At 31.2% G+C, this 13,754-nt stretch carries 9 protein-coding genes; 7 read left to right on the forward strand and 2 right to left on the reverse strand.

Going from position 1 to position 13,754, the window contains the following annotated elements:
• The first annotated feature begins 47 nt into the window (after positions 1–47).
• From NH26_RS20765 to NH26_RS20775, 3 genes are all read left to right on the forward strand, one after another.
• Positions 48–4,298 carry a DEAD/DEAH box helicase gene (locus NH26_RS20765; RefSeq protein ID WP_052431766.1) on the forward strand — a complete coding sequence of 1,417 codons (4,251 nt, stop codon included), beginning with the start codon at positions 48–50 and terminating at the stop codon, positions 4,296–4,298.
• Positions 4,299–4,445: 147 nt separating this feature from the next.
• Positions 4,446–5,075, forward strand: a complete 630-nt coding sequence (locus NH26_RS20770) for an AsnC family protein (protein WP_044218233.1) — start codon at positions 4,446–4,448, stop codon at positions 5,073–5,075.
• A gap of 3 nt (positions 5,076–5,078) precedes the next feature.
• Positions 5,079–5,963 carry a DUF3307 domain-containing protein gene (locus tag NH26_RS20775; protein ID WP_052431767.1) on the forward strand — a complete coding sequence of 295 codons (885 nt, stop codon included), beginning with the start codon at positions 5,079–5,081 and terminating at the stop codon, positions 5,961–5,963.
• Between the two features lies 1 nt (position 5,964).
• Here the strand turns inward: NH26_RS20775 and NH26_RS20780 are convergent, their stop codons facing one another.
• Together NH26_RS20780 and NH26_RS20785 are read right to left on the reverse strand one after the other, a co-directional pair.
• A complete protein-coding gene (locus NH26_RS20780; protein WP_044218236.1) occupies positions 5,965–8,268 on the reverse strand; it encodes a serine/threonine-protein kinase in 2,304 nt (767 codons plus the stop codon).
• A gap of 38 nt (positions 8,269–8,306) precedes the next feature.
• Positions 8,307–8,864 (reverse strand): sigma-70 family RNA polymerase sigma factor, encoded by a 558-nt coding sequence (locus tag NH26_RS20785; RefSeq protein ID WP_044218238.1) that lies wholly within the window; start codon positions 8,862–8,864, stop codon positions 8,307–8,309.
• Positions 8,865–8,972: 108 nt separating this feature from the next.
• On the opposite strand from NH26_RS20785, the gene NH26_RS20790 reads away from it, so the two are divergent.
• The 4 genes from NH26_RS20790 (at position 8,973) to NH26_RS20800 (ending at position 13,714) form a co-directional block, all read left to right on the forward strand.
• Entirely contained in the window at positions 8,973–9,659 is a 687-nt protein-coding gene (locus NH26_RS20790) for a protein phosphatase 2C domain-containing protein (RefSeq protein ID WP_044218240.1), read from the forward strand.
• A 203-nt stretch (positions 9,660–9,862) separates the two neighbouring features.
• Positions 9,863–10,012 carry a hypothetical protein gene (locus NH26_RS25515; RefSeq protein WP_158021991.1) on the forward strand — a complete coding sequence of 50 codons (150 nt, stop codon included), beginning with the start codon at positions 9,863–9,865 and terminating at the stop codon, positions 10,010–10,012.
• Between the two features lie 118 nt (positions 10,013–10,130).
• Positions 10,131–12,185 (forward strand): 7TM diverse intracellular signaling domain-containing protein, encoded by a 2,055-nt coding sequence (locus tag NH26_RS20795; RefSeq protein WP_044218242.1) that lies wholly within the window; start codon positions 10,131–10,133, stop codon positions 12,183–12,185.
• Between the two features lie 17 nt (positions 12,186–12,202).
• Positions 12,203–13,714: an amidohydrolase family protein gene (locus NH26_RS20800; RefSeq protein WP_044218244.1), complete on the forward strand. Its 1,512-nt coding sequence runs from the start codon at positions 12,203–12,205 to the stop codon at positions 13,712–13,714.
• The last annotated feature ends 40 nt before the right edge of the window (positions 13,715–13,754 follow it).

Below are 13,754 nucleotides of genomic sequence, written 5' to 3' on the forward strand. Positions count from 1 at the left end.
AGACGTTAAACTCTATACTCTTTTTTTATAATACTACCCATAATATTATGACTTTCAATTTTGATCAGTTTAGGTCGATAGAACAACAGTTTGCATTGTTCAATACCAATACTCAAGATATTTATGCTACCGTTCTTCTTACTGTGGGCTACCGTGGAGAAGCAAGAAGTATTATTGAAGGAGTCATCTCACCTTTCTTTTATCAAATGTCTAGATCGGCATTAAAAAATAAGATAGAAGAAATTTGTGATGAGCTTTGTCAAAATTCTTTATTGGTAGAATTTGAAATTCAAAACGGGAAATATTATCATACTCCTTCCTTAGAACATTATCTTTTTGCCCTTTATTATCTATCAAAAAATACAGATGATCAGTTATTTAATTGCTTAAAAATATTACGTTCAACATTACCTCCTTATATAGAATCATGGGGAAGGTCAGAGTACAAATTAGAAAATGGGTTAAGAGATTTTGTACTCGATGAAAATGAACAAGCTTATGTTTTTAATCAGTTTATTAATTTTGATGGAGTAGGTTCTAGCTATAAGATGAACCTATTTTTTGGTTATCATCAGTTAGTTCAATTAGGGTATTTTGATACTCAAAAATATTTTAATTTGGAGAGAGAGATTCAACAAAATTTCCCTTTTCGATTAATTAAAGAAATTGAAACAGGTGATGTTGATCTAAGCTTAATCGATCAATTATTACCTTCTTTAGTACTTGATAAAACTTTACTGCAATATATCAAAGACTATATTGCTGTAATACAACTTGATTTTGATCGTAGTATATTAAAATTATCCAATGATATTGAAGTCGATTTAAGTCAACATAAAGCAGAAGCATTTTTTGTTTCAAAAAAATATTCCGAGGCTTTAAAACTATATTCTCATAAAGCAGGTATCAAAGACCTATCCAAAGAAAAGTCTAAGAAAAGTTCTAAAAATTGGAAAATATGCAGGATTGATGAAGAAGCTACTTTAGGAACCCTGATATTAAAACTTCATCCAGAAGATATTCAATTACAAAGAAATAGGTATAGATCAACAACGGCCAAAAAGTCAAGTTTAAATACAAAAATAGCTCATATATTATTGGACCTTCAAATGATTTATAGGAACAATACAGCTATTGATTGCGAACATGATAAATACACCCTTAAAACGCTAGCTATTGAATTAATAACGGATAGCAGTTTCAAACTTCATCCATTTATATTAGCAAACCTAACATGGTTATTGGTGAAGATCTTTGGGGAAGAATTCAATTTAAAGTCCATTGATTTTTCATCTATTCCACAAGAAATATTAAGGTTATCTAAGTACGGTTATCGATGGTATGCCTCTATTTTAGCAGAAGCACATGAAGCCTTAAAAGAAGGGGGGTACGAAGATGAGTACGATTTAAGTTACTTGATTGAAGATGACTATATTAAAATAAGTGATTTTCTTTCCATATCTGAAGAAGAAGAGTGGGAAGTGGTACTGAAAAAAATAAATTCTCTTGCAGAGGATTTTAAGAAAAATAAAAAGCAAAGCTCAAGAGGGAAAGCAGAAGCAAGATTATTATGGGTTGTATCTGATCATCAATTGTATGTACAACCTATGGAACAGACCAAACTTAAGTCAGGAAAATGGTCTAAACCTAAAAAAGTATCCGATAGAAAATTAATGACCAAACAGATCAAAGGAATGTTGGACATTGATCAGGATATTTTATCAAAAGCTGTAAAAACATATGGTAGAGGGTACATAGATTATGATGTGCTTGAAGTATGGAAGTTATTACCAGGGCATCCCAATGTAGTCTTAGAAAGTGATGACAATGTTTCTGTAATTGTCGAGAAACGTCCAATGGAATTACATATAACGGATTCTGAGGAGCATTATAAATTGTTTTTTGATAAGGAAGTCAATATTGATTTCCCTGTAAAAAGAGAAACAGCTACTCGTGTGATTTATTATGATGTAGATAAAAATATAATTTCATGGGCAGCGAATTTCCCTACGGATGTCATCATTCCTAAATCAGCCAAAGATCAACTAAAAATGGTAGTTTCTTCATTAGGGCATAGTATTAATGTACACTCTCATGTCGAAGAAATTCAAGAAGAATTACCAGAAGTAAAAGCAGACAATTCAGTGCATGCACTTCTATCTCCACGAGGTAATAATATCCTATTGGAGATATTTATGAAACCTTATAAAACCCATCCACCTTATGTCACTCCTGCCAAAGGAAAAGAAGTTTTGGTAGAAGAGATTGATAGGGAACGTACTCGTTGTAAAAGGAATCTGAAAGAAGAGGAAAAGATTATTTCTCACTTCTTATATCAAAGGCCTCAATTAGAAAGTACACATGACGGACATTTTGCTTGGGAATTAAGAGATAGAGAAGAAACATTAAGTGCTCTTTTAGAACTTCAAAATGGTGATATTCAACCTGTAGTTGAATGGCCAAAAGGAGTGCGTTTTAAACTTTTGGGTAATGTGACTACAAGTAGTGTTACAATGCAAATTCAGAATAAGAAAAGAGATTGGTTTGCTATTGGTGGTGATGTGAAAATCAATGAAGAAGTAGTGGTCTCTCTTACTGATTTGATGAAACAGTTTAAAAATGATCCAAACAGTAAATATGTTGAGGTCAAGGAAAATGAATTCATTGCCTTAACTGATCAACTAAGAAAACAATTACAAGCACTAACAAGTGTGAGTGTTGAAGATAAATTAGAGTTTAGAGTGCATAAAATGGCCTCTTATGGGGTGCTGAATGCATTAACAAAAGAAGCTTTAGTAAGGTCGGACGATTCTTGGAAGTCGTTACAATCTAAGATTGAAGCATCAAATGGAAAAGTTTTTCCTTTACCAAACACATTACAAGCAGATCTTAGAGATTACCAACAAGACGGCTTTCAATGGTTATCTAGATTGTCTTCTTGGGGTGCAGGAGCTTGTTTGGCCGATGATATGGGATTAGGAAAAACATTACAAGGGTTGGCAATTATGTTAGATAAGGCATCCAATGGACCTTCTATTGTAATAGCACCTACTTCTGTAACTTTCAATTGGATTAGTGAGATTCGAAAGTTTGCACCTACAATTACCCCTAAACTTTTATCAGCATCAACCAATAGAGATAAATTAATAAAAGAGGCTAAAGCCTATGATATTGTCATTTGTAGTTATGGTTTACTACAGACAAATTATAAGAAATTGGTAGAAAAAGAGTGGAATATAGTTTTACTTGATGAAGCACAAGCTATCAAAAATAAAACCACTAAACGCTCTCAAATTGCGAAACAATTGAATGGTGAAATGAGAATAATCACAACAGGTACTCCAATTGAAAATAATTTGGCAGAACTGTGGAATTTATTCGAATTCATCAACCCAGGTTTATTAGGTAATTGGGAATCGTTCAATAAGAATTTCATTCTTAGAATTACGGAGTCAGGAGACGAACAACATGCTATGTCGGCTAAGAAAGTCTTAAGAAGATTGATAGCCCCCTTTATTCTTAGAAGAAAGAAAAGTGAAGTGTTGGATGAGTTACCTCCAAAAACCGAATCTGTTTTATCAGTGAATTTCTCTGATGATGAATTAACATTGTTTGAAGCACATAGAAGAACAGCATTAGAGGAAATTGAAGGTATCTTAAAATCAAAAGAGCAAAAGGATGCAACACTTCAAGTCCTAGCTGAATTAACTAAGTTACGTCAACTATGCTGCCATCCTCAACTGATTGATCATACTTGGTCTGTACAAGGGAGCAAGGTGAAATTATTATTAGAGACCTTGCATGAATTAAAAAAAGGAGGACATAGAGCCTTGATATTTAGTCAGTTTGTTGGTTTCCTTCAAATCATAAAAAGTGCAATAGAAAACGAAGGATTTTCTTATCAATATTTGGATGGATCAACACCTTTAAAGAAAAGAGAAAAAGGGATTGATGAATTCCAAAAAGGTTTGGGTGATGTCTTCTTAATCTCCTTGAAAGCTGGTGGTACAGGACTAAATTTAACAGCAGCAGACTATGTCATTCATATGGACCCTTGGTGGAATCCAGCGGTAGAAGATCAAGCGACAGATAGAGCTTATAGAATAGGTCAGGATAGACCGGTAACAGTTTATCGAATGATTACTAAAGATACCATCGAAGAGAAAATGATTGCTTTACATGCGGATAAAAGGGAATTAGCAGATGATCTTTTATCTGGAACATCTAAAGCAACCAAGTTGAATACTCAGGAGTTACTTAAGTTATTACAAGCCAATGAGACTTTATTGGATGTTTAATCAATTGATGACTCAATCGAAAATTTTTATTCAAAAAACAGAATAATGATTATAACTATATAGGTTATAAAGACGTAATATAACTAAATAGGTTATAAATTATGATTATAACTAAATAAGTTATATTTTGAGTAAAAATTAATAATTATGATAGCTATTCTTACTGCAGATATTGTTTCATCTACAAAAACACAAAATAATGCTTTGTGGTCTTCTTGTATTGAAGAAGTTATGCAATTACCATTTTTTGAGGAAGCGAGATGGGAAATCTTTAGAGGCGATAGTTTTCAAGTTGAATTAAATGACCCTTCTAAAAGTCTTTTTCTTGCTGTTTTATTGCGTATTTACATCAATGCTCAAAAAGAATTATTCGATTTAAAAATTGATGTTAGAATTAGCATCGGAATTGGTAAGGCAGGGTATGAAGGAGATAATGTGATGAGTTCTGATGGTCATGCCTATAAATTATCAGGAAGGAATTTTGATAAATTACAAGCTACCAATCGCCTTTTAAATATTGCTACTGCTTGGGATTACGATCTAATTGGTTTTCAAGAATCGATACAATTAATAGAACATTTGATTTCTAGTTGGTCATTCGGTAGCTTTACCGTAGCAAAACATTATCTTTTGGGAGTGACCAAACAAAAAGAATTGGCAGAAATAGTGGGAATTTCCCAACCGGCCATTCATAAAAGAATTCAGAAAGACAACATGGAAGGGTTGGTGAATTATCTAAATTGGTTTTCTCAAAAAATTCTATTTCTAACCAACTAACTTATGAATATCCTCTTTTTTAAACTCTTATTTGCACATTTTTTAGCTGATTTTATTTTTCAATCGGAGAAAATGGCATTAGAAAAAGCAGAGAATTATTTCCCTAAAGCTTTTTACAAACATATTGGGATTCATGCTTTATGTTATTTTCTAGTTTTCTTTCATCAAATATATGTGGTAGAGGACAATGGCTTAGGAATAGTTTTCTTTTCCACATTATTGCTCACCTCTTTACATGCAGTCATCGATTTATTCAAAACATATGCATCAAAAAGGTGGTATGAGAAAAATGAGATATTATTTTTTCTAGATCAGTTTTTACATATCCTTACACTTGTTTTAGTTGCTTATCAATTAAACTTTGCACTTCTTTTGGATAAGGCGGAAGGTATTGAGTTACCATGGAGTGTTATGGTTGCTTATTTGTTTGTGACCGTCCCTGTTGGAATTATCATGAAAGTAGTATTAAAAAAATGGACTCCTCAGAGTTCTCAGATTATATCTGATGCTTATGATAATACAATGGAAGTAGAAATAGACTTAAAGGAAAATGATCCAAAACGATTAGAAAAGAAGTTTAAATTCCAAAAGAACACCAAATTTCAAAATGATAGATCGGTATATGCTTCCTTAATCGATGCAGGACAATGGATTGGTATTCTAGAAAGAATTTTGATCCTCACTTTTGTATTAAACGGAGACATAAAATCAATTGGATTTTTATTGACTGCAAAGTCTGTTTTTAGATTTGGCGATTTAAAAGGAGGGAAGGACCGTCAAATGACAGAATATATATTGATTGGTACTTTACTCAGCTTCTCTTTAGCAATTTTTACCGGGCTTATCTGTTTAGGTGATGATGCTTTATTAGTATTTAAAAGTGAATAAATTAAACAGAATACTCATCGTATTGATGCCACCATTTTTTTGCTAATTGTTGTGTCCAAGGGTGTTCTTTTTGAAGATTTTCTAATACATCTATGAGCTCATTTATATCTTGGATTCTTTTATTAGGATCAAAACGAATACAAGATAATAAAATGTCTTTCAGTACTATTGGGACATCAGGACGATCGATCAGTTTATCTCTGAAGTTTCCTTGAATAGTTTCCTCTCCAGACATTACTTTTTGAGAAATTAACTCTACCAAGAAGCGACCACTCAATAAATATAAACCTAAAGCACCCATCGAATAAATATCTACTCTGTGATCGTTATTGTAAGGGTCTCTCATGCGTTCTGGAGCCATAAACATAGGAGTACCTCCAATTTTATGTAATTGGGTATTTTCTTGATTTTCAAGGTCTTTTACTAATCCAAAATCCAATAATTTTACTTGGTCAAACGCACCTCCCTGCTGAGAAAGCATGATGTTTAAAGGCTTAATGTCTCTATGAACTAGGTTATTTTGATGAGCTTCTCTTAAACTATAACTTACTTTTCTGAGGATGTATACTATTCTTTCAATGGGTAGTTTTTTCTCTATTTCTAAGACTTTCGATAAAGTAATACCATTGATGTATTCCATCACATAATAAAAATTACCTTCTGGAGAACGGCCAAAATCGTATACTTTAATAGTATTAGGATGTTTTAAAGAAGAGGTGATTTTTACTTCTTTTTCAAAACGTTGAATCCCATCATCATTGGTACCACTTTTTAATAATTTAATAGCCACAGGCATTTTTAATAAACTATGTTCCCCTTTATATACTTCTCCAAAACCGCCCTCACCAATTTTATTAATTAAACGATATTGCCCCAACTCACCTAATTTTTTCATTCGCTTATTGTATTGAACAACAGTGATATTGGAATGATAAACCAAGAAAAGTAAAATACAAATAATGAGATACAATATCCCTAAAAGTAAATCTATTTTAGGAAGCATTTCCATCGCTTCTGCTTCATCTATTTCTGATATAATACCTATTTTATATTCTGGCATCCATTCAAAAGCACCAATCACTTTTACTCCTCGGTAATCGTTATAAACCTCTTTTATTTTACCTGAAATTGGTCCATTATTGTATAAATGAAAACCGATTGCCTGAGCAACTTTCGTTAATTTTCGGTCAAACGTATTCGAATCAGGAATTTCTCCTTCCATTATGTTAACACCTGGGTCTTCTGAACGGACATAATAAATGGCAGTTGGTTTTTTTAGTGTATCAAGTTGTAAAGGTTTACTTATTTCTTTTAGAAATCTACTTTCTGAATCCAAACGTGCTCCATCATCTATTGCGTAGGTTTTAGATGATTTACCATAATGACTAAGTTTGAAGTTATTTGAAAAGCCATGTCTGGCCGAAATACCAAAGAATAAGTAAGATATAATCTGATTGTTTTTATTGTAAATTGGCGTCATAAAACCACAATCAGAGTCTTCGTAGTAAATTGTTTGATTGTATATAGACTCAGTATTGTGCATTGGACTAAAGAAAATTGTTTTTCCTTCAGATAGCTCGATAAAAAAGTCAAAAAATTCTTTACTCAATTGAAGGTTGTTTGATGATGCTAAAGTGGTATCGTTTGCTAAATAAGTATTTAATAGAATCTTGGGAGTGTTTTTATCAATAATAGCTAAATCTCCAGAATTCAATACTCGTGTAACTTCTTTTAATTGATTGGATAAGGGTAAAAGTTGTTTTTTTCTCTCAATAGGTGATAGATCAAGATGTTGAATACTATCTATTTTTGTTGCTAATTTTTTTATAATCTTAGCAGATGCATACCTTTTGATAGTTTCTTTATGATGATTGACCCAATCTTCTAATATTAATTTATTGGTTTGAACTAAAGCGTACCTTTCATTTAGAGCCGCTTCAAAAAGGCTATTATAAACATTTTTTCGTATGAAAAATCCTAATATCGAAAGGAAAAGTATAATACATATAATGACAATTAATCTAGTTCCTTTCTTTGATAATAATTTGGTTCTAAGGCGTTGGAAATTATTAGATTTTTCATCAACGGATAGAAGATGAAGATTAAGTTTTTCCTTGGTTTTTTCTTTCTTTTGATTTTTAGGTAAAATAGTAAATTCACTGTATAGTGAGAGAACTTCAGCCTTCAAAACTTCATCATGAATACATAGTTCATGAATTTTCTTCAATGCATCTTCCTTTGATAAATCTATTATCTTACCAAGGATTTCGGTTGCCTTTTCGTGTAAATTATTTCCTTCTCCCACTATGTATTACCCCTAAAAATACTAACAATAAAAAATGATTACTGGTCTGTTTTCATAAACTTTTTTAGCCAAGCTTTTGCAACTTTCCAATCTACTTCAATGGTTTTAATAGAAACACCAAGTTCATCAGCAATCTCTTGCATTTTTAAGCCACCAAAGAATTTTAGTTCTACAACTTGTGCTTGTCTAGGATGCACTTTTTCTAAATGCTCTAGTCCTTCATGGATATCAAGTACCATTCCCTCTTTTTCTGGAGTAAATGCAATTCCTTCTTCTAGTTCAAGGTTATGCACACCACCACCTCTTTTTTGAGCATTTTTAGTTCGAGCATGATGTACTAAGATACGGCGTATTGCCTGTGCACCCACAGCAAAAAAATGAGTACGCCCTTGCCAATTGATCTGATCTTGATCGACAAGGTTCATGTATGCTTCATTGACTAATAAAGTAGGCTGTAATGTATGGTCACTTCTTTCTCTTCTAAATAATTTGTCCGCAATTTCATGAAGATTATCATAAACTAAAGGATATAATTTTTCCTTCGCTTGTGGAATATCAATTTGATTTAGTAATTGAGAAATTTCTTTTTTGTCCATTTTGATAAAGTTTAGTTATAAATCTAAATGATTTAAATCACATAGTCAAAAGTATATTTTATTATTAATAGGGGAATTGCAGAAAAAAAACCCTATTAAAATAAAAAGATGATAGAGAAATTTTATAAAAGAGGAAAATCACATGAGCATCACAATGAAGATGCGATGTATTCAGCAACGCTTAATAACGATTTAGTATTAATGGCGGTGATGGATGGTTGTTCATCAGGAGAAGAAAGTCAGTTTGCTGCTGCTCTATTTGCTAAGATCCTAAAGAAAATTGTCAAGGGGCTCCCAGATCAAACAGATATACATGGTGAAGAACTTCTACAATCATATTCTTTGTTTAGTCTAGGAATGCATATAACTAGATCCTTTTTTGTTCAGTTAAAAAGTGTTCAACAGCATTTAAACTTGTCCTATTCAGAGTTAGCATCAACTTTGATTATTTCTATTATTAATCAAAGAACACAAGAAGTGTGGTATCTATTGGCAGGTGATGGTGTAATTGTAATTGATGATAAAGTGGAAGTTTTTGATCAAAATAATTATCCCAATTTTATCTGTTATCACTTAGGTAATACCTATAAGGAATGGGTGTCTGATCAGGTGGTGATTTATGAAGGTAATTTTAAGAACTTTGTGACTTTAGCAACAGATGGAATCTTAAAGTCTACATATAAGGGCGATAATATTTTTTCTTTATTAGAAGATAAAGAATGGATAAATCATTTTAATGAACTCGACTTTAATGATGATATAGCCGTAAGTAAGTATTTGAAAGTGAATAAATAAATATTTCGTTTCTTCTTTTACGTAAATTTAAATGATGAGCAATAATGATCATTATCATACCATAACAGTGATTTTTCTCTTTAGCAAGATATTTGTCTATTTTAGATATTGCCGATATAAATGTATGCGTTCGTCCTAATATAGGAAATATAAATTCAAGACTTAGCTCATTTACGATTAATTGATTACTACACTAACATTTTATGAAACTAAATAAAAATTTATTCGGTACCATAATCGCAAGTATTGTGGGACTTTTATTGATACCATTATTATTAATGCCGGTATTAGATAAAAAACAAGGGGAGAAATCTGAAGCCAACCCAATTGAAATTGGTAACACAACAAAATAATTTTAAACTGTAGAAATGTCTACAGTTTTTTTTTTGAGACTTATTTTACTGAAATAAATAAATTATAATTATTATATTCACATCTAAACTAATATTACTTCAATTACTAAGAATAAAAATGTTCTTAAGATCATACTATTTATTATTACTATTCATTTGTTTTATCGCAACTGACATAAATGCGAAAATTAATACTAATAAGATCAACAACATCAGTCACCAGATAGAATATTATGCAGATAATGAGCATTCTGTGACAATTTCAGATATAGAATTAATTCAATTTGAGAAAAATGACAAAGAAGTTTTAAACTTTGGGAATAATAAAGCAACTATTTGGTGTAGGTTTAAATTGAATGATGAAAATATTGATAAAATACTTCATCTTAAAACCTCATTAATCGAAAAAGTGGAATTATACATACCCATTGGAGACTCTGAATACAAAACAAAAAACGGTGGTTATAGAAAATCATTCAAAAGTAAAATTTACAAAATTCCAAATGTATACTTTGATATAAAAGATGGATTTAATTCAGATAGATTTTTTTATCTAAAAATAAATGCCAGTTATTTACAATTTTGGACCTATGTAAGTACCCCAAATAATTTTCTTCAATATATTTATGATGTTTCTATAATTGACGGAATATATTACGGTATTATTATCATCATGATACTCTATAATTTAATAGTATACCTTTCTGTTAGGGATAGTAATTATCTATATTATGTCATGTATGTGGTTACTGTTGGTTTAATGGTGGCTCATTTTCAGGGGCATGATGCTCATCTTTGGGGGGAGATTCAATTTATTGCAGATAGAGGTCCAATATGGCCAGCTTTAAGTGGCTTTTTCTCCGTATTATTTGCCTATAACTTCTTAAAAATAAAGACCAATTTAAAGGTAATGAACAAGATTTTTTATCTGTTATTTGGCTTTTGGGGAAGTAGTATATTGTATGTACTATTAGGTTATAATTTAGTATGCTCACTTATCAACCAATTATCAGGTTTACTTTGTATTATATTCTTCACCTACACAAGTATTACATTAATTAAAAGACAGGTAAAGGAAGCAAAATTATTTTTTATCGGATGGTCATTTTTCATGGCAGCTTCGGTCTATTTTGTTTTATGTGGAGCAAATATTTTTGAGTATACGCATGCAACAGACTATGCTTGGCAAATAGGTTCTACTTTAGAGATGTTGATCTTATCTTTTGCTGTAGGACAAAAAATTAGTGACTTAAAAAAAGAGAAAGAAAATCTATTGGTAGATCAAAATAAGATGTTAGAATTTAAGGTAAGCGAAAGAACCGAAGAATTAAGATCTTCAAATGAAGAACTAAATACTTTGATCGAACAAGTTTACAATCAGCATTCTACGATTAAAAAGAAAAATGTAGATTTAAATTCATCTATTTCTTACGCCTATAGAATACAGACTTCAACATTACCTACCAAACACCTAATTGAGAGACATACCAAAGATCATTTTGTGTTTTATAAACCTAAAGATGTTGTTTCAGGCGATATTTATTGGTTTATGCATCATAAAGGAATGAATTTCATGGCAGCCATAGATTGTACAGGGCATGGTGTTCCTGGTGCTTTTGTATCTATGATGGCGGTAAACATCATTAGAGAAGTGATTACATCTAAAGAAATTGCCGATCCTGCAGAAATTTTGGAATCCATGAATCACCAAGTAGAAGAGATTCTTAACCAAGAGACTTCTAATAGCCGTGAAGGTATGGATATGAGTTTATGTATGTGGGTAGATGGAGGTATTAAAATGCATTTTGCTGGTGCAAAGAATCCTTTATACATAATGCGTGATAATGATATACTAGAAATTATTAAAGGAGATAAAAGATCAATAGGAGGGGAATTAGGTATTCGATCAAGAAAACCATTACCTTTTACTACACATGAAATAGAAATAAGTAATGATATTAGAGGTTTTTATTTAATGTCAGACGGTATTCAGGATCAATTTGGAGGTCCACATAATAAGAAATTTACAAGAAAAAGACTACAGCAAATTATTAAGTCAAGTACTCTTCATAAGTTTGATAACCAAAAAGAACTAATTGAAAATGAAATTAAAAACTGGCAGGGAGATCAAATGCAAATTGATGATATGATGCTTATTGGCTTTTTACCATAAACTACATCGAATTAAAAATGAGAAAATATGCAGATTTACATCTTCATTTAGCTTTAAAACATTTAGTAAACAAAGGAGAAAAAGGAAGGGCAAATATATGGGATAGAATACCATATGATACAAAAATTAATAAACCAAATAGAGCAAGTTCTGATAGATATGATCAATCCGATCTAACTTCATTAGTAGAAAATAACGTAAAAATCGCAGTTATTGCACTTCATCCAGTAGAAATTATTGCCAAGAAATCTTGGGAAAATAGACTCATAGGGAAATTTATTTTTGGTTTTGAATTAGAACGTTTGAAAAAATGGACAATTGACAAGGTCAATGGATTTTCCTTAATGAATAAAGAATTAGCTGTAATTACTGGAGATGAAGGAGATATCAATACAGCTGAAATCTTAAACAGTACTTTAAGAAATAAAAATCTTCAAGCCAAAATTGCTTGTACCAGAGAAGATATTTTAAACGAAGAGGAAACAAAACTTATCTTAACAATTGAGGGGGCACATGCTTTGAGTAATTTGCCTTATGATGCTTCAGGAGATGAGTTAAAAAAGGAAGTATTAAAAAATTTACAGTTTTTACAATTCAAAAGAAACCTTCCTATTTTTGCTTTAACATTATGTCATTTTGCAAATAATAGAATGTTTAAACAATCTTGGGCGTTACCACTACCAAGAATTGTAAATATCTTACCAATTACTGCGAAAAACGAACTCCAACCTCCCAAAGAAAACTTTAATAATGTTGGACTAGCGGTATTAAATCAATGTTTAAATCAGCCTTTGGATAAAAGGATATTAATTGATCTTAAACACTTACATATTGATGCTAGAAAAGAGTTTTACGAATTACACATAAGAAATGAAGATGGATCTTATAAAGCACCTATCTTGGCTTCGCATTGTGGAGTAAGTGGTCAGGCAACTTTTGAAAATGCAGGTGCTGTCCCTAATATAAAAAGAGAAGGAAAGAAGAAGAAGTACCAAAGATTCAATCCATGGGCAATCAACTTTTGTGATGAGGAGCTGAAGTATATAATGGCATCCAAAGGATTATTTGGTATCTCATTAGATCAGAGGATACTAGGAACGGCAAACGATGAATATTATCGCAATATTGAATGTCATTTGAAGACTACTTACACGAAAGAGGTTTGGAAAAAGTTTACCAAAAAAGTAAGGATAACGTATATACATGCTGCTATGTTTTTAGACAATCTATTATATGCAGTACATAAAATGGGAAAGGTAGAAGCTTGGGATATAGTTTGTATAGGTTCAGATTTTGATGGTATAATTGATCCGATAGATTGTTGTCCTACAGTAGCTTATTTCACCTCTTTTGAAGATTTATTAATTAGTGATTTTGATAAATTACGATATGAAAAAGGAGATATATTTATCCCTGAAGGTTATTCAATTAAAGAATTAATACGAAAAGTATTCTATGAGAATATCAATGAATTCATGAGAAATAATATACATTGGAGTCCAGGTTCAATAGAAAACCTCCTGATTTAATGTGAATAATATTTAATTCAGTTCATAAATTATTTTAAAA

Source organism: Flammeovirga pacifica (assembly GCF_000807855.2).
Classification (GTDB): Bacteria; Bacteroidota; Bacteroidia; order Cytophagales; family Flammeovirgaceae; genus Flammeovirga; species Flammeovirga pacifica.